This window comes from Myxococcus sp. RHSTA-1-4, assembly GCF_020037125.1.
Classification (GTDB): domain Bacteria; phylum Myxococcota; class Myxococcia; order Myxococcales; family Myxococcaceae; genus Myxococcus.
The window spans coordinates 110470-129493 of sequence record NZ_JAIQDG010000023.1 but is presented as its reverse complement, the minus strand read 5'-3'; the positions used below and the strand labels follow the sequence as shown (position 1 = coordinate 129493).

Annotated in this window: 13 protein-coding genes; 5 read left to right on the top strand and 8 right to left on the bottom strand. The window is 72.3% G+C overall.

The annotated features are described in order from the left end of the window. Window positions 1-2634 carry an MXAN_6230/SCO0854 family RING domain-containing protein gene (locus tag K8638_RS28405; protein ID WP_223757785.1) on the bottom strand — a complete coding sequence of 878 codons (2634 nt, stop codon included), beginning with the start codon at window positions 2632-2634 and terminating at the stop codon, window positions 1-3. Window positions 2635-2800: 166 nt separating this feature from the next. Here K8638_RS28405 and K8638_RS28400 point away from each other — a divergent pair, with 166 nt between their 5' ends. After that, window positions 2801-3019 carry a hypothetical protein gene (locus K8638_RS28400; RefSeq protein WP_223757784.1) on the top strand — a complete coding sequence of 73 codons (219 nt, stop codon included), beginning with the start codon at window positions 2801-2803 and terminating at the stop codon, window positions 3017-3019. A gap of 29 nt (window positions 3020-3048) precedes the next feature. On the opposite strand, the gene ettA is transcribed toward K8638_RS28400, so the two are convergent. Beyond that, the gene (gene ettA / locus K8638_RS28395) at window positions 3049-4728 is read right to left on the bottom strand and encodes an energy-dependent translational throttle protein EttA (RefSeq protein ID WP_223757783.1); all 1680 of its coding nucleotides are present in this window, start codon (window positions 4726-4728) and stop codon (window positions 3049-3051) included. 321 nt (window positions 4729-5049) lie between these two features. Here ettA and K8638_RS28390 point away from each other — a divergent pair, with 321 nt between their 5' ends. After that, a complete protein-coding gene (locus tag K8638_RS28390) occupies window positions 5050-5412 on the top strand; it encodes a YciI family protein (protein ID WP_223757782.1) in 363 nt (120 codons plus the stop codon). Between the two features lie 18 nt (window positions 5413-5430). Continuing rightward, the gene (locus K8638_RS28385; protein WP_223757781.1) at window positions 5431-6696 is read left to right on the top strand and encodes an RNA polymerase sigma factor; all 1266 of its coding nucleotides are present in this window, start codon (window positions 5431-5433) and stop codon (window positions 6694-6696) included. Window positions 6697-6711: 15 nt separating this feature from the next. On the opposite strand, the gene K8638_RS28380 is transcribed toward K8638_RS28385, so the two are convergent. Further along, on the bottom strand, window positions 6712-7608 hold the full coding sequence (locus K8638_RS28380; RefSeq protein ID WP_223757780.1) for an NAD-dependent epimerase/dehydratase family protein: 897 nt from the start codon (window positions 7606-7608) through the stop codon (window positions 6712-6714). 135 nt (window positions 7609-7743) lie between these two features. On the opposite strand from K8638_RS28380, the gene K8638_RS28375 reads away from it, so the two are divergent. Beyond that, a complete protein-coding gene (locus K8638_RS28375) occupies window positions 7744-8649 on the top strand; it encodes a LysR family transcriptional regulator (protein ID WP_223757779.1) in 906 nt (301 codons plus the stop codon). A gap of 24 nt (window positions 8650-8673) precedes the next feature. Here K8638_RS28375 and K8638_RS28370 read toward each other — a convergent pair whose 3' ends face one another. The 4 genes from K8638_RS28370 to K8638_RS28355 all read right to left on the bottom strand — a co-directional run bounded on the left by K8638_RS28370 (window position 8674) and on the right by K8638_RS28355 (window position 13244). Continuing rightward, window positions 8674-9744: a hypothetical protein gene (locus tag K8638_RS28370; RefSeq protein ID WP_223757778.1), complete on the bottom strand. Its 1071-nt coding sequence runs from the start codon at window positions 9742-9744 to the stop codon at window positions 8674-8676. Then, entirely contained in the window at window positions 9741-11375 is a 1635-nt protein-coding gene (locus K8638_RS28365; protein ID WP_223757777.1) for a hypothetical protein, read from the bottom strand. Before K8638_RS28365 ends, K8638_RS28370 begins: the two co-directional genes overlap by 4 nt. Window positions 11376-11466: 91 nt before the next feature. Next, window positions 11467-11760, bottom strand: a complete 294-nt coding sequence (locus K8638_RS28360; RefSeq protein WP_223757776.1) for a hypothetical protein — start codon at window positions 11758-11760, stop codon at window positions 11467-11469. A gap of 284 nt (window positions 11761-12044) precedes the next feature. Next, entirely contained in the window at window positions 12045-13244 is a 1200-nt protein-coding gene (locus K8638_RS28355; protein WP_223757775.1) for a LamG domain-containing protein, read from the bottom strand. Between the two features lie 285 nt (window positions 13245-13529). Between K8638_RS28355 and K8638_RS28350 the strand changes: the two genes are divergently transcribed. After that, on the top strand, window positions 13530-15539 hold the full coding sequence (locus tag K8638_RS28350) for a PAS domain S-box protein (RefSeq protein ID WP_223757774.1): 2010 nt from the start codon (window positions 13530-13532) through the stop codon (window positions 15537-15539). Here the strand turns inward: K8638_RS28350 and K8638_RS28345 are convergent. Continuing rightward, entirely contained in the window at window positions 15526-18963 is a 3438-nt protein-coding gene (locus K8638_RS28345) for a neutral/alkaline non-lysosomal ceramidase N-terminal domain-containing protein (protein ID WP_223757773.1), read from the bottom strand. The two genes, K8638_RS28350 and K8638_RS28345, sit on opposite strands and share 14 nt — an antisense overlap. Window positions 18964-19024: the final 61 nt, after the last annotated feature.

The following is a 19024-nucleotide window of genomic DNA, read 5'->3' as shown; positions in this document are numbered from 1 at the left end:
TCACCCCTTGCGGATCTCCGCCCGCAGCGCGGCGACCAGGTCCCCCGCGGCGAGCCGCTTCACCTGTCCTGCGTCCGTGTGACGGAAGCGGAGCGCATAGCCCTCGCTCCCCTCGGGCAGTGAGGGGTCGTCGGAGAGGCCCGCGAAGAAGGTGGGCGCACCGCCGAGCTCCAGCCGTGGCACCTCCCGCGCGTCCTCCAGCCGGCGCAGCCGCCGGAGGAAGCGGCCGGCGTCCTCGTCCGGCGAGCGGGTGAGGACGGCCACGCCCCCATTCCTCCGGCGCACGTGCACCGTGCGGGTGCGCGCGGCCGCGTGCAGGCACGCGAGCTCCCAGAGGGTCGGCCTCGCGCCGGTGCCGAAGTAGGCCATCGTGTCCTTGCCGAAGTGGGCAATGTCTCCGCGAGCGCGCCGCACGCTGTGGAAGACGTCCTCGGACGGCACCTTCACGTCCACCCAGCGCATCCGGCGCTCCACGAGGTCGATGACGAGCGGCACCGAAATCCTGGCGCTCCCTTGCAGGTCGAAGCGCTGCTCCACCGAGCGCGCGTCGAAGTGACGCCCGGCCGTGCCCTCGCGCACCATGAAGCCCGCGAAGGCGTCCTCCATGCGGTCGAAGGGCACGCTGTTGAAGGAGAACACCACCGGCACCGCGTAGCGCACGCCCTGCTTCAGCAGCGCGGGCGCGTGCACGTCCAGGAACTCGGCGCCTCCGAGTGGCGCCGGTCCGGAGGTGACGTCTCCGGAGTGCACGGCGGCATCCCCCGAGAGGCGCAGGTTCGTGTAGTCGCACAGGTCCACGAGCCACCACTTCTCGTCATAGAGCGCCACCGACAAGTCGAGGTCCACCCGCGTGTCCTTCGGCTCCGTCCAGTGCACGAAGAAGCGCAGGTGCTCGCCCTGGGGCAGCTCCAGCACGCTTCCGCGCGGCACCGCCACCAGCGCGCGCGACGCGGTCTTCTCCGCCAGGGGCACCAGCAGGTCGCCGAGCTTCTCGTCGAGCAGCGCCTGCGGGAGGGAAGGCAGCCGCTCCGCGCGCCGGAGCAGCTCGCGCTCCAGCGTGCCGACAAGCTGGCCGATGGTGTCCCCGGGCAGGAGTGGCCGCCGGTCCTCGGTGCCCCAGGCGTGGGTCGCCTCTCCCTTGGGGAAGAACACCCGCCGTGCGAAGGGCGCGTTCCGGCGGCGCAGGTGCGCGGCGGCGGTGAGCAGGAGCGCGGGCGCGGCGCGCGGTGCCGCCGCTTCCAGGGTGGCGGCGAGCTCCTTCTCGCTGGAGGCGCCATCCCCTCCGCCGAGCGCCGTGCGAGCCACGTGGTCCAGCCGGCGCAGCAGCTCCCCGGGGCGCTGCCGGAGGAGCCGCAGCGCGCCGTCCAGATTCCGCCGCCCCAGGGCCTCCTCCACCTGTGCGCTCCACGAGCGGAAGCCCACCGTGAAGCCCCCTTCCACGGGACGCGCCGGGAAGGCCTCTGGAAGCGCACGGGCCTGGGCGAGCAGCGCCTGACCGAAGTCCGTCTCCGGCGACAGCACCGTGCCACGCAGCGTGGCGAAGGCGAGCGCGACGTTCGGGAACTCGCTCCAGCGCTCGAAGACGTGGAGCTGCCCCGCCATGGCCTTCCAGAGGCCCGGATGGCGGTGCACGTCCTCGGTGAGGTTCAGCAGTGGGAGGGACTCCAGCGTCTCCATCACGGCGCGCCGCAGCGGGCGCGGGTGGCTCTTGAGCGGAACCTTCACCGACAGGTCCGGGTTCCCCCCGGCCCACGCGACGAGCACCCGGAGGATGTCCGTCGCGGTCCTCAGGTGCGAGGCGGCGCCGCCCAGCACGTCGCCCATGGCCGCGGGCTCACGCAGCAGCAGGGCGCCGACGACGTGGGCCAGGGTCTCCTTCACGGGGATGCGCGCCGGAAGCCAGCCGAGCGCCCTCAGCCCGAAGCCGAAGACGAGCGTGCGGAGCACGTCCAGCTCGTCCGGGCGAAGGACGGTGGCGCGCGCGAGCAGTCGCTGAAGCACCTCGCGCGCGGCGGCCTCCAGGTCCGTCCCCAGCGACAGCCGCGTCATGTGCCCATGCCGGCGCACGTAGAGGGACGGAGTGGACGGGTGGGTCACCGGCTGGAAATAGGGCTGCCCTGGAGAGACACGCCGGTGGCAGATGGGACACGCGCTGTACTCACGCGGGTCGAAGCAGCTCGTGCAGACGACGTGGGCACACGGGTCGAGCGCCCGCACCGTGGCCACCTTTCCACAGTGGATGCAGGGGTGCTCGCCTTCCTGGAAGAGCCACACCCGCACGCGCTGCACGAACAGCGAGTCGGTGTCCACCGGCACGCTGGCGGGGAAGTTCAGGAAGAGGGGCACGAAGGGCCGGTTCTGGCCAAGCGATTCCGCGAGCGTGTCGAAGACGAAGCGCCCCACCGCCGCGAGCGTCTCGGGCGGGAGCGCGGCGAGCGCGTCCTGGAGCGGGCCGGAGAGCGTGTAGCCCAGCGCGAGCAGGTCCGCTTCGAGCGCGCGCACGCCCGCGCGTCCCTGGGGCGAAGGCGCGCGGGTGACGGGCTGCGTGGGGACGAAGACGCGAGACGTCCGCTGAAGCAGCAGGGCCGCGGTGGCGTCCGTGGCCCCGGGCAGGTCGAGCGCGGGCGAAGCCACGATGCCTCCGGTGAGAGAAAAGCGGGGCGGAGAGCGGATGCACTACCTATCGGGAGTGAGAAGGAAGCACACCCAGAGCCGCCCCGGCACCGCAGTGTAGCAGAAGCGAGGGCCTGCAAGGGAGGCGGGCGTCGGCGCCTCCCCCACGAGGTACGCTGGGGCGTCAATGCCCCAGGACCCCCGCGACCGAATCCCCGACGTGCGTGACGGCCTCACCCGGGTGGAGCGCATCATCCTCCACGCGCTGCACCGGCTGGAGCAGGAGCAGGGCGGCCGCGCCGTGCCCACGGCGATGCTCTACGGGCACGTCGTCGAGCAGGTGAATCTCCGCCCCGACGAGTTCCAGGACCTCCTCGCGCGCCTCGTGGGCCGCCGGAGCCCTTGAGCCTCCGGCGGCGGCGCGCCCTCCCCGGCTCAGCTCTTCGTGATGGGCCGGTAGCGGATGCGGTGCGGCTCCAGCGCCTCGGGGCCGAGCCGCTTCTTCTTGTCGGCCTCGTAGTCCTGGAAGTTGCCCTCGAAGAAGAACGCCTTGCTGTCCCCTTCGAACGCCAGGATGTGCGTGGCGATGCGGTCCAGGAACCAGCGGTCGTGGCTGATGACCACCGCGCAGCCCGCGAAGCTCAACAGCGCGTCCTCCAGGCTCCGCAGCGTCTCCACGTCCAGGTCGTTCGTGGGCTCGTCGAGCAGCAGCAGGTTTCCGCCGCTCTTCAGCATCTTCGCCAGGTGCACGCGGTTGCGCTCGCCGCCGGACAGGTCCTTCACGCGCTTCTGCTGGTCCTGCCCCTTGAAGGCGAAGCCCGCCAGGTACGCGCGGCTCGGAATCTGTCCGCCCTTGCCCAGGTCCAGGTGGTCCAGCCCGCCGCTGACCTCCTGGAACACCGTGTTGTCACCATTCAGCGCGTCGCGGCTCTGGTCCACGTAGGCCAGCTTCACCGTCTCGCCGATGCGCAGCTCGCCCGCGTCCGGCTTCTCCATGCCGGTCATCATCCGGAACAGCGTCGTCTTGCCGGCGCCGTTGGGGCCAATCACGCCGACGATGCCGCCGGGCGGCAGCTTGAAGCTCAGGTCGTCGATGAGCAGCCGGTCTCCGTACGCCTTGCGCAGCCCCTTCGCCTCCACCACCAGGCCCCCCAGCCGGGGCCCGGGAGGGATGATGACCTCGCCCGTGGGGTCGCGCTTCTCCTGCGTCTGGTTGAGCAGCTCCTCGTACGCGGAGATACGCGCCTTGCTCTTGGCCTGACGCGCCTTCGGCGACTGGCGCACCCACTCCAGCTCGCGCTTGAGTGTCTTCTGACGGTGGCTCTCCGCCTTCTCCTCCAGCTCCAGCCGCTTCTGCTTCTGGTCCAGCCAGCTCGAGTAGTTGCCCTTCCAGGGCACGCCCTCGCCGCGGTCCAGCTCCAGAATCCACTCCGCCGCGTTGTCGAGGAAGTAGCGGTCGTGGGTGATGCAGACGATGGTGCCCTTGTACTCCTTCAGCGCCTGCTCCAGCCACGCGACGCTCTCCGCGTCCAGGTGGTTGGTGGGCTCATCCAGCAGCAGCAGGTCCGGCTTCTCCAGCAGGATGCGGCACAGCGCCACGCGGCGCTTCTCACCACCGGACAGCGTCGTCACGTTCGCATCGCCCGGGGGCAGGCGCAGCGCGTCCATGGCCATCTCGATGGTGCGGTCCAGCTCCCAGCCGTTCACCGCGTCGATGGCGTCCTGGAGCCTGGCCTGCTCGGCCAGGAGCTTCTCCATGGCGGCGTCGTCCATGGGCTCGGCGAACTTCGCGCTGATTTCGTTGAAGCGGTCCAGCGTGGCGCGAATCTCCTTGAGGCCCAGCTCCACGTTCCCCTTCACGTCCAGCGAGGGGTCGAGCTGCGGCTCCTGCGCCAGGTAGCCCACCTTGGCGCCCGGGTCCGGCTTGGCCACGCCGAAGAACTCCGTGTCCACGCCCGCCATGATGCGCAGCAGCGTCGACTTACCGGAGCCGTTGGGGCCGATGACACCAATCTTCGCGCCCGGGAAGAACGACAGGTAGATGCCCTTGAGGATCTCCTTGCCATTCTTGACCTTGCGCAGGTCCTGCATCGTGAAGATGAAATTCTGGGCCATCGCGGCTTTCCTGCCTCCGGCGGGGTGAGGGGCTCTGCGGATACCAGGGTGGAACACCGCACTCAAGCCGCGAGCGTCCCTACCTCCCGCTGCGAACGGTGTCCGGACCGGCCATGTCCCCTGGCCACCCGGGCACCCGGGCCACGCCAGCCCCGCCCGGCCGCCCTCAACCCCAACCCCCTGAAACCACGAGCCCCCGAAGCGACGTGGCGTGCCTGGAGCGCCGGGCAAATCCCACGGAAAATGCCGGTCGAATTCCGCGGACCTCGTTCGACCACTCGCCGGGGAGGCTCCACTCCCCCTGAAATGACGAGGAACACCATGCGCTACGTGCTGGCCATCTACGAGAACGAGAAGCAGTGGGAGTCGATGCCGAAGAGCGAGGCCGACCAGGTGATGGGCGAGTACTTGGCCTTCACCGAAGGCATCAAGAAGAGCGGCAACTACGTGGCCGGCGAGGCGCTGCAGCCCATCGCCACCGCCACCACGGTGCGCATCCGCGACGGCAAGCGCCTGACGACGGACGGCCCCTTCGCCGAGACGAAGGAGCAGCTCGGCGGCTTCTACCTCATCGAGGCGGAGAACATCGACCAGGCCATCGCCATCGCCTCGCGCATTCCCGCCGCGCGCACCGGCTGCATCGAGGTCCGCCCCGTCGTGGACTTCTCGCAGCCGCAGGGCTAGCGCCTCCCGACAGCGCGCATGAGCACTCCCGGCTCCCTGTTGGAGCGGACGTACCGTGAGGACCATGGCCGCATCGTGGCCACGGTCATCCGTGTGCTCGGCGGAGACTTCGCCGCCGCCGAGGAGGTGGTGCAGGAAGCCTTCGCGGATGCGCTCGCGCAATGGCCTCGCGAGGGTGCTCCCCGTGAGCCCCGGGCCTGGCTCATCCGGGCCGCGCGCAACAAGGCGGTGGACCGCGTGCGGCGCGGGGTGCGACTGGGCGCCCGCATCGACGCGCTGGAGGCGGTGGCGCGCATCGAGCAGGCGCTCACCCCGCCCCCGGATGGCTCGGAGTGGCAGGCGCTTCCGGATGACACCCTGCGCCTGCTCTTCACCTGCTGCCACCCGGCGCTCGCGCCCGAGGCGCAGGTGGCGCTCGCGCTGCGCACCCTGTGCGGCCTCACGACCGAGGAAATCGCACACGCCTTCCTCGTGCCGCCGGCGACGATGGCGCAGCGGCTGGTGCGCGCGCAGCGCAAGATTCGCGACGCGGGCATCCCCTACGTCGTACCGGACGCCGACGCACTGGGTGAGCGCACGCGCGGGGTGCTGCACACCGTGTACCTCGTCTTCTCCGAGGGCTACGCGGCGACGGACGGGCCCGATTTGCTGAGGGTGGAGCTGTGCGCCGAGGCGCTGCGCCTGGGCCGGCTCGCGCGCTCGCTCCTGCCGCGCCACCCGGAGGTGGCGTCCCTGCTCGCGCTGATGCTGCTGCACCACTCGCGCCGCCGCGCCCGCGTGGCCGAGGATGGGGGCCTCGTCCTGCTGGACCGGCAGGACCGCGCGCTGTGGGACGGGGAGGAGATTCGGGAGGGCCTCGCGGAGCTGGACGCGGCGCTCGCGCTGGGCGCCCGTGGGCCCTACACGCTCCAGGCCGCCATCGCCGCGCTGCACGCGCAGGCCGCGCGGCCCGAGGACACCGACTGGGCACAGATTGCCGTGCTCTACGAGCGGCTGTGCGAGCTGTCCCCCGGCCCCGTCGTGGAGCTCAACCGCGCGGCGGCGGTGGCCATGGCGCGAGGCCCCGAGCACGGACTGGCGCTGGTGGACGACCTGGAGACCTCCGGACGCCTCACCCGCTACCACCTGCTGCCGGCCGCTCGCGCCGAGCTGCTGCGGCGCCTGGGCCGTCACGAGGAGGCGGCGGCCAGCTACCGGCGCGCGCTGGCGCTGGTGCGGACCGGGCCGGAGCGGCGCTTCCTCGAAGAACGGCTGCGCGAGCTGCTCGATGGAGCGGACGCATAGCCGCGCCCGGGTGCGCTACCGCGACGCCTTCCACGCGGCCAGGTAGGTGGGCGCCTCGGCGGAGAAGCCCGTGTGCCGGGGCTCCCAGTCCAGCAGCCGCCGGGCCTTCGACGCGTCCGCGGCCTGGTCCAGCGCGAGGCACTCGGCGAACTCGCGCATGCCCTCCGGCGCCTGCGACGCGGGCACCCAGGTGACGCGGGCCTTGCCTCCCGCGGCGCGCACCGCCGCGTCCACCATGTCACGCACGCGCTCGCGCGAGCCGTCCCCGAGGAGGAAGGCCTCTCCCGCCACGTTCCGCTCCGCCGCGCGCACGTACGCCTCCGCCAGGTCCTCCACGTGCACCGTCACCCAGCGGTTCGCGCCGTCGCCGAAGACGCGCAGGTCTCCCTCCACCGCGCCCTGGAACCACATGCCCGTGAGGCTGCCCGAGCGCCCGTACACCACGCCCGGCCGCAGCACGACGCCGCGCACCGTCTCCGCCGTCAGCACCCGCTGCTCCAGCGCGGGGCGCCACGCCACCTTCGCGGGCGGCCGGAGCGGCGTCGCCTCGTCCACCACCACTCCGCCCGTGTCGCCCTGCACCCAGATGCCGCTCGTGTAGAGGACCGTGCGCTTCGGCGCCCCCGGCGCCCCGGGCCGCAGGAAGACGTCCAGCACCTTCCCATCCAGCTCCGCCGCGTCCGCCGCGTAGTCCACCGCGGCGTGCACCAGCACGCTCGCGCGCGCCGCCTCGTCCGCCCAGGCCGCGGGCGCCTGGAGTGTCCCGTGCACCGGCCGAATCTCCTCCTGCTCCAGCAGCTTCGCCTTGGCCGGCGTGCGCACCAGCCCCGCCACCTCGTGCCCCGCCCGGCGGAACGCCCGCGCCACGTGGAAGCCGATGGTGCCGGTGGCACCCGTGATGAAGACCTTCATGTCCCTGCTCCTTTTCGCGCCCGGACCTTCCCGGCGCTTCGCCCTGGTGGATGTAACCGCGCCCTCCCGCGCTGATAATCTGGCCCGGCGTGGAAGGACCTTTTCCACCCGGGAAACAATCCCAGAGGAGAGCGCGTGGACCAGTTCGGCGCGATGACGGTGTTCCGGCGGGTGGTGGAGGCGGGCAGCTACTCAGGCGCCGCCCGCGCGCTGCGCATCTCCGTGGCCAGCGCGAGCAAGCAGGTGGCGTGGCTGGAGCAGCGCCTGGGCGCGAGGCTGCTGCACCGCACCACGCGCCGGCTCGCGCTCACCGAGGCGGGCCGCGAGTACTACGCGCGCTGTGGCCGCATCCTCGACGAGGTGGCCGACGCCGAGGCCCGCGTCGCCGAGCGCGAGGCCGCCGTGCGCGGCAACCTCCGCGTCACCGCGCCCTTCTCCTTCGGCCTGCTGCACATGAGCGCGCCCGTCACCGCCTTCGCGCGCAGCTACCCCGACGTGCGCGTGGAGCTGGTGCTGAGCGACAGGCTGGTGGACCTCGTCGAGGAGGGCTTCGACGTGGCGGTGCGCATGACGGCGCGGCCGGCGGACACCTCCCTCGTCTCGGTGAAGCTCGCGCGGGCCCGCCGCGTGGTGTGCGCGGCGCCGGGCTACCTGAAGCGCGCGGGGCGGCCTCGCAAGCCGGCCGACCTCGCGCAGCACCGGTGCCTCATCAACCCGGCCACCGTGTCCCCCACCACCTGGCTGCTGCGCGGGCCGGAGGGGCCCCTGGCCGTGGAGGTCCACGCCGCGCTCGCCGTCAACAGCAGCATCTCGCTGCGGGACGCCGCGCTCGCGGAGCTGGGGCTCGTGCTCATGCCGGAGTTCGTCGTGGCGGAGGAGCTGCGGGACGGACGCCTGGAGGCGGTGCTCACGGCGTACGAGCCGGAGCCGCTGCACGTGTACGCGCTCCATCCCCACGGGCGCTTCGTGCCCCGGCGCGTCCGGCTGTTCGTGGACGCGCTTCGCGAGCAGTTCTCGGGCGCGGGGTGGCGGGCCCGATAGGGGACCCGCCACCAGGAGGACGCCCTACTCCGCCTTGCTCGCCGCCGCCGGGTCCGAGGAGGTCGCGGTCTTCATCCACGCCGAGCAGGCCGCCCGCACCGCCTCCAGCTCCTTCTCCGTCCGCTGCTCCACGACGGGGCAGAGGTACGCCTCGCGCCACAGCGAGAGCGCGCCGGCCGAGCGCTCGACGTGCACGGCCTCCACCGCGTCCGCGCCGACCAGGAGCGTCTCCTTCAGTCCGTCGTCATCCAGGTCGGCGTCCACCAGCGTGACGGGCTTGCCCTTGCGCATCAGGTCCAGCGAGAGGCGCCGCACCGCCTGCGTGCCCGACACCTGGAACACCTCCAGCGCGCCCGGCCTGCCCGCGCCCGGCTCATCCCGCAGCAGCCACACGTCCGGTCCCATCGTCCGCACCGGCACGTAGCGGTGCCCGCCGCCCGGTACGAGCTGCGCGTACGCGAGCCGGCCATGGTCCGAGCGCACCACCCATGCCCGCCCCGTCCCCGACAGGCGGCAGAGGTGCGTCACCCGGTCCTCCGCTCCGCCCAACGCCAGCGGCGTGCAGCGGAAGTCACCCTCCACGCGCTCGCAGGCCTGTGCCTCTTCCTCCGCCTCGGGTGACTCGGCCGCCGCGGCCTCCGGCGTGGGCGTCACGCCGTCAAGCGAGGCCCACTCCGACAGCACCGACGACACCAGCGACAGGTCCTTGCCCTCGACGCCCTTGCGGAAGCGCTGCTCCAGCGCCTCACCGCCCCGGGCCTTCTGTGCCTCCTCCAGCGAGGCCCGCAGCGCCGCGGGCACCTCCGCCTCCTCCATCCGGGACTTCAGGGTGCCAGCCTCTCCGCGCCAGCTCGCCGCCAGCCACGTCTGCGCCTGCTCCAGCGCGCGGCGCTCGGTGGCGCGGGCACTCTCCGCCTCGCTCAGCCGCGCCTTGAGGCGCTCCACCTCGGCCGTCAGCGCCTGCGCCCGGGCCTCCTCCTCGCGCAGCGCGGCCCGCGCGGCCTCCTGCCGCTTCCGGGCCTCCACCATCCTGGAGTCCTCGCCACACCCGGCGAGCACGAGCCCCACCAGCCCCAGCACGAATACCCGCTTCATGGCGTCACCTCCCCGGCCACCTTGCCCTCGGTCCCCGCATCCGCCTCCACGGGCGCCGCGGCGGCGGGCCCGGGCTGTCCGTCACAGGCCTCCAGGTACGCGGCCGGGAAGCGCTTGGGCTCCTTCTTCAGCGCCTCGCACACCTCGCCTGGCGCCAGGGGCATCACGGGGTCCTGCCCCTTCTCGCTGGAGAAGCGGAAGGCCGACACCTGCCCCTGCCACAGTCCGACGAGCATGGCGCCCTTCATCCCGGGCAGCGGCGCCAGGGACACCTCGCGCTCCTGGCGCAGCACGTCCTCGAGCTCGAACCGCGTGTGCAGCGCCGACAGCGTGTCCGCGTCCGGAGGTGCCTCGCCCGTCCACAGCGCCGTCAGCGCCGGGTGCTCCAGCACGTAGGTGGCCAGGGCCGACTGGAGCTCCTTGCCATCCACCGCCAGCTTCCGGGTCTCCACCGTCACCACGAAGATGCCGGGCGCGGGTGAGGCCTCCAGCCAGGCCCTGCGTGACACGCTGACCGGCTCGGGAGGCAGCGGATTGCCCTCCTCGTCCGTCGCCGGGGGCGAGTCGGGCGTGGCCGGCTCGCACGAGGCGAGGCACTGCTGGTACTCCAGCTCCTTCGCCGCCTCCTCTGCCTCGCGCTGTGCCTCGGCGGCCGTGGCCTCGGCGGCCTCCGCGGCCAGCCGCGCCTGGCGCACCTCGTAGGACTCGTCGCTCTCCTCCGAGTCGTCGTGCGACTCGTCGTAGGTGCTGAGGTCGCCACGGGTGTCGGCACCACACGCGCACGGGTCCTCGTAGCGGTCGAAGCGCACGTCACACTGGTGGACGCAGGAGTTCTTCTCCGTCTCGGCCGCGCACGTGGCGAGCCCCGTGGTGTTGGGCGGGTGGTACAGCTCGTCCGTGGGGCTGGGGAAGTCGCTCGCGTACAGGTGCCCCCCGTGCTCGAACGCGATGCGAACCACCTCCTGCGTGGTGGGCAGGTCATCCACCGCGTAGGTCGAGGTGCCGGCGGACGTGGGCTCCGGGTACCCGAAGGTGGCGGTGCAGAAGGCGGCGGTGGGCAGCGTGTCCCCCGTGCGCGCCAGGGACTCACACGTCCAGGCCGGCCACGGGGACAGCCGCGCGGGGACCTCCTCGCAGGCGTCCTCATAGGGGGACGCCTCGCAGGGGCCACAGGTGTCGGGCCCCTCCCCCTCGGCTTCGGCTTCCGCCTGCGGCTCCGACTCCTCCTTCTTCACCTCCACGCAGGGCCGCTCCGGGTCGAGCAGCCCGGTGGCCAGCGCGTGGAGCGCCTCCGCGTCCTTCTTGCGCGTGGCCTCCTCCAGCAGGAAGCCGGACCGGGCGGCCTGAAGGCTGGCCTTCAGGGTGCCGTCCGGCCGGAGCTCGCTGCCCTCCAGGTCGGCCAGGTACGCGGCCGCGGCCAGGGTGCGGTGGTGCGCGCTCTTCGCCGCGTCCGCCTGGGCTCGCACCTCGTTGATTTGCTGGGAGAGCTTCGCCCGCTCCTGCTCCAGCCCCTCGCGGAAGGACTTCGCCTCGGCGAGCTTCTTCTCCGCCGCGGCGGCCTCCTGCTCCTGCTTCTCCCGCTCCGGGTTGCCGCACGCACACAGTGCGAGCAACACCAGGGCGGACCCCATGATGCGTCCTGAACGGCTCATGTGTCGGAATGCCCCCTCAGGAAAGGGAGCATCGCGCAACAGCCGGCCCGCTGTCAGCGGTGGGGCGCGCTCACCCCACCGCGGCCCCGGAGGCGCGCTCGAAGGGATATCGGTCCGGGGTGCGCAGTCGCCTCGCGCCCCCACACGCCACGGCGCTGGACCTCCGCTCGGGCTCCGCCTTGCGCGCCAGCACCGCGACGGCCCGCTCCACCGCGAGCCGGATGGCGGCGTCGGGCACATGCTCCCGGGCCTCCACGGAGTGGGGGCTGGCGCCGCGCTTCCCCACGGTGAGCATGCACCGGTGCCTCGGCTCACCCGGCCCCGCCGCATCGGCCTCCTCGAGGAAGAAGATGGCCCAATCCACTTGAAGCTCCGCTACCTCCAGTGCCCGCCGCAATTCCTGCCGGCAGCGCCCCTGAAGGTCACGGGCCGCCCAACCCTGGCGGACGCGAACCCTGACATACATTGCCTGTGCCCCCCACTCGGCCCGGTGGTTCAGACAAGGCTAGACGTCGATGGGCTGCCCTCCAAATCCACACACCTGCAATCAAGTGTCAACTGTTCCAGACCGTGCATCCCCACAAGCGCACACTCCACAACAACCCCGCCGGAGGCACCGGCTGCCCTTGCGGAACGACGCGCCCCCTGCTACTGGCCGGGCGCGGCGGTTCCCGCGTCAGGCGTTGTCACCGGGGGCGCGCTGGACGGCCCCCTCAGCGCGTTATGGATGAAGCCATGGGCCTCGTTGCCGCTGTGGTCGAGGACACGCCCGCCGCTCTTCTCATCCATCGGCCAATAGCCAGACAGCCCCTCCGCGCCCTCGTCCGGAGGGTCGTTCATGCCCTCGCGAATCTGTTCCTGGGTGCGGGCGACACTCCAGATGCGCACGTCGCGGATGTTGCCATTGAAGGTGCGCTCGCCTCCGCCGCCCTTGGAGCCAATGGCCCAGCGGGCGTTCATGGGAAGGCCGCCGCTCCCTTGAGCGGGACTCTCGGCCAGCAATTCACCATTGCGGTAGAGCCGCCACTTCTCACCATCATAGACGCTGGCCACGTGGACCCAGTTGTTCAGGTCCTGCGCCGGCATGCTCGAGATGACGCCACCAAACGGCTGGCTCTCCGAGTAGGAGCCGGTCTGGTAGTTGCCGAACAGGATGCGTAGGAAGATTTCCCCGTTGGGAGCCGTGACGAAGCCCCGGGCCACGATGTTCTGGATGGCGGTGTTGCTCGTCGGGCGAATCCAGGCCTCCAGGGTGATGGGCCCGGTGATTTCCAGGGGCAGGGGCTGGCCCAGGTCCACGAAGGAGGTCGTCCCGTTGAAGGTCAGCACCGGTGCCGGAGGCGGCGGCTCGGCCTGGGGCTCCTCCGCCACCGGGCCGGAGCCTCCCGTGCCCTCGTCCTTTTCCCCGTCATGCACCAGCACCCCCGTCACCACCGCGATGAGGAGGACCGCCGCGACGGACACGGGTATCCACCAGGGTATCTTCTTCTTGGGAGCCACCACCGGGGCGGGCACCCGGACCGACACCGTGGGCCCGTCAGCGAAATGCTCGTCGGGGTTGGCCTGGTCCGCCACCAGCAGGTGGAAGGCATGCTCGCCCGCCCCCTGTGACGGTGGAACGGCCACCTGGACCTGGAAGACGTGCGTGCCATTCGGGGGGAACTCCCGCTCGGCCTCTCCCGCGAGGGAGAACCACTCGGGGGGCGTCGGTCCTTCGGGAACGACCACGGCCCTGCCCCGGACGTGCCGGCCGAGCGAGTTGGTGACGGTGAACGCCACCTCGGCCCGCCGGTCTCCTCCCAGGCGCAGCGAGGGTGACGTGGTGGTGATGTCGAATGCCCGGGCCATGAAGCACCTCCAATCACGGACGGCAGGGCGGGGCTCCGTGCCCCGATGAATAGAGAGTGGCCATAGCCGGCGTGAGGAGCGGCACGCGCACCCGCGCCCCGCCCGGAGCCAGAGCGAGGCTGCGCGGCGTCCACTGCTCGGACCACCCTCCCCGGAGGGCAGTCCTGGTGGACGCGGTCAGGCACACCGAGCCCCCGGCTGCTCCTCGTGAATGCCCCCCGGGGCCCGGCATTGCCATGCTTTTGCAAGTGCCTGGGGGACTGCTCTTCGGGGTGGAGGCTGACCATGTCGCTGGAGCCGCAAGAACTCAGGGAGCGCTTCGAGGAGCTGCTGGAAGGGGCTCCCCTGGGCATCGCGGTGCTGGACACGGAGTTGCGCTTCGTGGAGCTCAATGAGCGGCTGGTGGCCATGCGGCTGATGACTCCCGATGGACAGCCCCGCGAGGCCTGTCTCGGCCGGCGCGCCTCGGAGGTGCTCCCGCCCTCTCCCGCCGCCGAGCAGTTCCTCCGCTGCGCGCGCCGGGTGCTCGACACGGGCCGCTCCGTGGACCGTGAGGTGCTTGCCCTCGCCCCCGAGGCGCGCCCCGAGGCACGGCACACCTACTGCGTCACCTTCCATCCTTCGCGCCGTGATGCCGTCATCACCGGGGTGTATGCCTTCGTGGAGGACATCACCGCGCGGCACCAGCTCCAGGAGCAGCAGAAGGAGTTGCTGGCACGCGAGCGCGCCGCCCGGGCTCGCGCGGAGGCGGCGGCCCAGGCGCTCGGCGAGAGCGAGGCTCGCTACCGGGCCATCCTCGCCGCGCTCGACGAGGGCGTCGTCGTGCAGAGCCGGGAGGGGGACATCGTCACCGCCAACGCGAGCGCCGAGCACATCCTCGGGCTGTCGGTGGACCAGTTGGCGGGCCGCACCTCCATGGACCCTCGGTGGCGGGCCATCCACGAGGATGGCTCCCCCTTCCCGGGGTCCGAGCACCCCGCCATGGTGGCGCTGCGCACCGGCGAGCCGGTGAGGAGCGTGCCCATGGGAGTGCGCCGGCCCGACGGCTCGCTCATCTGGCTGTCCATCAACGCCCAGCCCCTGCGCCGGCCCGGAGAGGCCGAGCCGTACATGACGGTCTCCTCCTTCTTCGACGTCACCGGGTTCAAGAAGGCGCTGCAGGACATCCACCTGAGCGAGCAGCGCTTCCGCTCGCTGGTGGAGGCCACCACGCAGATGGTGTGGACGACGGACGCCACCGGCATGGTCCGGCCGGAGTCGGCGAGCTGGATGGCCTACACCGGACAGGACGTGAAGACGTCCACGGCGCCGAAGGGCTGGCTTGAGGCCGTGCACCCCGAGGACCGGGAGCACGTCCTGGCGGAGTGGCGGCGGGCGGTGGCGCGCAAGGAGCCCCTGCGGCTGGAGAGCCGCGTGCGCCGGCACGACGGCGAGTACCGCCAGTTCCTGGTGCGGGCCGTGCCGGTGCTCGCCCCGGACGGCTCCATCCGGGAGTGGATTGGCACCCATGCGGACATCAGCGAGGCGCGGCGGGCGGAGAGCGAGCGCGCCCGCCTGCTGCTGGAGGCCCAGCAGGCCGTGCGGGCGCGGGACGAGTTCCTCACCGTGGCCGCGCACGAGCTGCGCACGCCCCTGACGAGCCTGCGTCTGCACCTGCAGCTCCTCCTGCGCCAGCTGGCCCGCGCCAGCCCCGAGGTGGCCGAACAGCTCGCCTCCCGCTCCGAGGCGCTGGAGCGGCAGGTGGGCCGGCTCGCCGGGCTCATCTACACCCTGCTGGACGTGTCCCGGCTGACGACGGGGCGGCTGAGCCTGGAGCCGAGGGAGGTGGACCTGGGCCTCATGGTGGGGCAGCTCGCGGAGTCCTTCGGCGACGAGTTCCGGCGGCTGGGCGCCAGCATCACCGTGCAGGGCCCCGAGGAGCCGCTGGTGGGGGTGTGGGACCCGCTGCGGGTGGAGCAGGTGGTGGTGAACCTGCTGAGCAACGCCGTGCGCTACGGCGGCGGCAAGCCGGTGGAGGTGAGGCTCTGGCGGGAGGGGACGATGGCCGTGGTGTCGGTGAAGGACCAGGGCATCGGCATCTCCCAGGAGGACCTGTCGCGCATCTTCGGCAAGTTCGAGCGCGCCGTGTCGGAGCGGCACTACGGCGGGCTCGGGCTGGGGCTCTACATCAGCCGGCAGCTCCTCGACGCGATGGAGGGCTCCATCCAGGCTGAGTCCACGCCGGGCCAGGGCTCCACCTTCACGGTGCGCCTGCCCCTGACACGAACGTCCGGCGGAGCCGTCACGTCAGGCTGACACCCCGCGGCGTCCGGGCCACCCTCGCGCGGTGGCGCTCGCGACCGCGCCAGTCGATGTAGACGAGCTCGGCCGTGCCGTCGTGCAAGAGGCGCAGCTTGCACCAGCCGTTGTTGCCCATGTCCTCGCGCAGGGGGCCTCCACCCGCGGCCTTCCAGCCGGAGAAGCGGTGCTCGTACTCGGCCCAGCGCACCGGCGCGGCGCTCTTCGGCGCGTCCGCCGGATTGAGCGTGTAATACGGGTAGCCCGCGTGGCCGATGCAGCTCGCGACGAACGGGCCCCACCGCGAGGGCTCGTAGAGCGCGGCGTGGTGCACGTTCCCCCAGAACCAGAGGTCCACCAGGCCGCCGTCGGCGATGCCGCGCAGGTCCTCGCTCAACAGCTCCGTCGTCTTGCCGCCGCCGAAGTCCCAGCCGTGCTCGGAGGTGAGCAGGATGTTCATGCGCTCCCCGCGGCCCTCGCGCAGCCACCCGCGCACCAGCTCGAGCACCTCCGGGTCCACCCGCCCGTACTTCCACCAGGCGGTGTCCATGCCCACAATCTGGAAGCGCTCCGAGACGAGCCGGAAGCTCGCGCCCTCCTGCTTCTGCCGCTCCGGGTAGCGTGCGCGCTTCTGGTCCAGGTACGCGTGGAACGTCGTGCCCCGGCTGTACATCTCGTGGTTGCCGGCGAGCATGAACAACTCCGTGTCCGCGAGCAGGGGCTCCAGCGGCCCGGCGAAGTACTCCTCGAACTCCTTGCGCCTGCCGGCGTAGTACACGTCTCCCAGGTGGATGGCGTACGGGTGCCCGATGAGCTGCCGCGCGATGTAGCGCGCATGGGCCAGCCCGTTGCCGAAGTCGGAGAACAGCGCGACCTCCACCGGCGCCTGGGCCGTCGGCGAGGCCAGCGGATAGGTGAACCGCGAGTAGAACGCGCCGTTGCGCCGGACCGGGTCCAGCTCGAGCAGGCGGGTGTGGTACAGCCCTCCGGTGAAGACGACGTAGGAGAGCCAGTCCGCCTTCGTCTCGAACCGGGTGTCGGCCGGGTCGATGGGGATGGCCTCCGGGTCATACCCCTCGAACGTGAAGTCCTCCGGCAGCCGGACGGGGGGAGCGGCCTTCATCGCCGGTGCCGCGACAGCCTCCAGCACCAGGGCTCCCTCGGGTGTCACGGCGCGCGCCCGCAGCTCCGAGACTGTCTTTCGCGCCAGCTCGGCGGCCTCGTCGTCGGTGGGGGCCGCGCCGGCATCGATGCGCGCGTAGAGAATCCGGCCCACCCCGACGGGGTCGCGCTCCGCCTCGCGCACCAGCTCCTCCACCTCGGCGGGGCCCATGGGAGCGACACCCTCGTCCTCCATCTCCACGGGCGGCATCACCCGCGCCCGCGAGCGCGCCTCGCCCAGCGTGGGCGCGACGGCGGACGCGGCGGCGAAGGGCGACAGCTCCAGCACCACCCGCGGCTCCGCGGGGGCGGCCTCCAGCTCCGGCGCGCGCTCAATCACCACGTCCGGGGCCTGGAAGGGCGCCGGTGGGCGGGGAACGGCGACGATGGACAGCCCCTCCAGCGGTACGTCGAGCTCGAAGCGCGCCTGCCACACGCGGCGCTCCTCACCGAGGAGGGGCTCGTCCAGCAGCCGCACCTCCACCGGAGCCAGGCGGTAGACCTCCTCGGGCTGCCCGCTGGCGCGCAGCTCGAGCTGGACCTGGAGCGCGTCCTCCGGCGCATGCGCCGCGGGCCAGGCCCACCAGGCGAAGACACCGCGCCCGTCCCGGTGGCCTCCCGAAGCGAGGGCCGCGCCCGGGTCCACGGGGGCTGGCGCGCGCATCGCCCTCAGGGTGGCGGGCGCCTCCGGGCGCTCCGCCGCCTCCAGTGCAAAGGCGGCGGCCTCCCGGCCCCGCGCGGCGAAGGGCGCACCCCGCGCGAGCCGCGCCAGCCGGGCCGCGAGGTGGTTGACGCTCTCCGAGCCATAGAGGGTGGAGGCGCCCTCGTAGTGCTGGAGGAGGAACTCCGGCCGCGTGGTGAAGTAGCCCGCGTAGTCCCCCGCGTAGCCCAGCACCGACGCGGTCGCCACGCCGGGCAACCGGAGCATGGCGGACTCGAGCTGGAAGGCGGCGCAGGCGGTGGGCTCGCCCGGCACGGTGGCGAAGACATGGTCCGCCACCTGCACCACATGCAGCGCGTGGCCAGGCGAGGGGCTGAGGTCGGCCAGGTTCTTCAGGAGCGAGCCGACCACGCCGAGCGCGGGCACCTTGGGGAACTGCGGGCTGACGGGAGAGAACGTCCCGCCCCGCATCCCCTCGCGGACCAGCCCCGGGTAGAGAAGGGAGCGGCCGTCCTCGGCACCCGCGAGCGCGGGCGCGCCCAGCTCCCACTTCGCCAGCCGCGTCGCCGGCACGCCCGTGACGTTGGAGCCCGCCCGGGGCACCCAGTCCTCGTACCAGCTCTTGAGGGTGATGGGCACCAGCCGAGGAGGCCGGGCATGTGCCGCGAGAATGGTGCGCGCCACCCTCGCGCCGACGAAGCGCGCCAGGTCCACGCCCTGCTTCTTCGGGCCCTCGTGGTGGGACGCATCATCGCCGGGAGGCGTCGGCGAGGCGTCACCGGCGCCCGACAGTCCGACGAGGGTGATGGGAGCGCCATACCGCGCGTCCTGCTCCACGAGCGACGCGGCGATGCCCGTCCAGTCCGGCGCGTAGTACTTCTGGTCCATGCCCAGCGCCGTGTTGTGACAGCCGAAGGTGGCGAACGTGCCGATGCGGCGCCCTTCGTCGTCGTACGCGGACAGGATGACCACGCGAGGGTCCACCGCGAGCTGCTCGGCGGAGAGGGGGCCGCCGCCGGGCCGGTAGCCGGGGAACGCGGAGTCCGTGTTCCAGTGCATCACCTCGGGATTCTCCCGGAACGGCGCGAGGCTCCGGTTGCGGCTCACGCCCCAGAGGACTTCCGTCTGGAGGGAGATGCTCGCCGGGCGGGCCGTCCGCCACGCCTCCTCGATGGCGTCGGCGATGGCCCGCGCGAGGTCATCCGCGAGCCGGCGCTGGAAGCCCGGCGCGCTCTGGGCGATGGTGTCGTAGAGGCTGTTGCCGTAGAAGCCGCCGGGCGCGGTGTGCGTGTGCGTGCCCATCAGCACAATCTGGTGCACGTCCAGTCCGGAGGCGCCCTGCCGAGTCAGCGCCGCGGCGCGCTCGTGGAGGTAGCGCGAGGCCGACATCAGGTCCGCCGTCACGAACGCCACCACGTGCCCCGCGTCGTCCTCCAGCACCATGGCCCGCGCGCACAGCTCCCACGCCGCCCGCCTTCCGACCTTGCCCATCAGCGAGTAGCCCGCCATGGCAATGCCGTCCGGCAACAGGAAGGGCACCGCGGCGACGCCGCACCGCGCCCTCTGCCCGGGCCGGGGCTCCCGCTTGAATGGGGCTGACGCTCCGGTGACTTCCGACATGTGGACTCCCCCCCTGCTCGGCCCTGGAGTGGGTGCTCTAACAAGCCACGCCGACATGCCG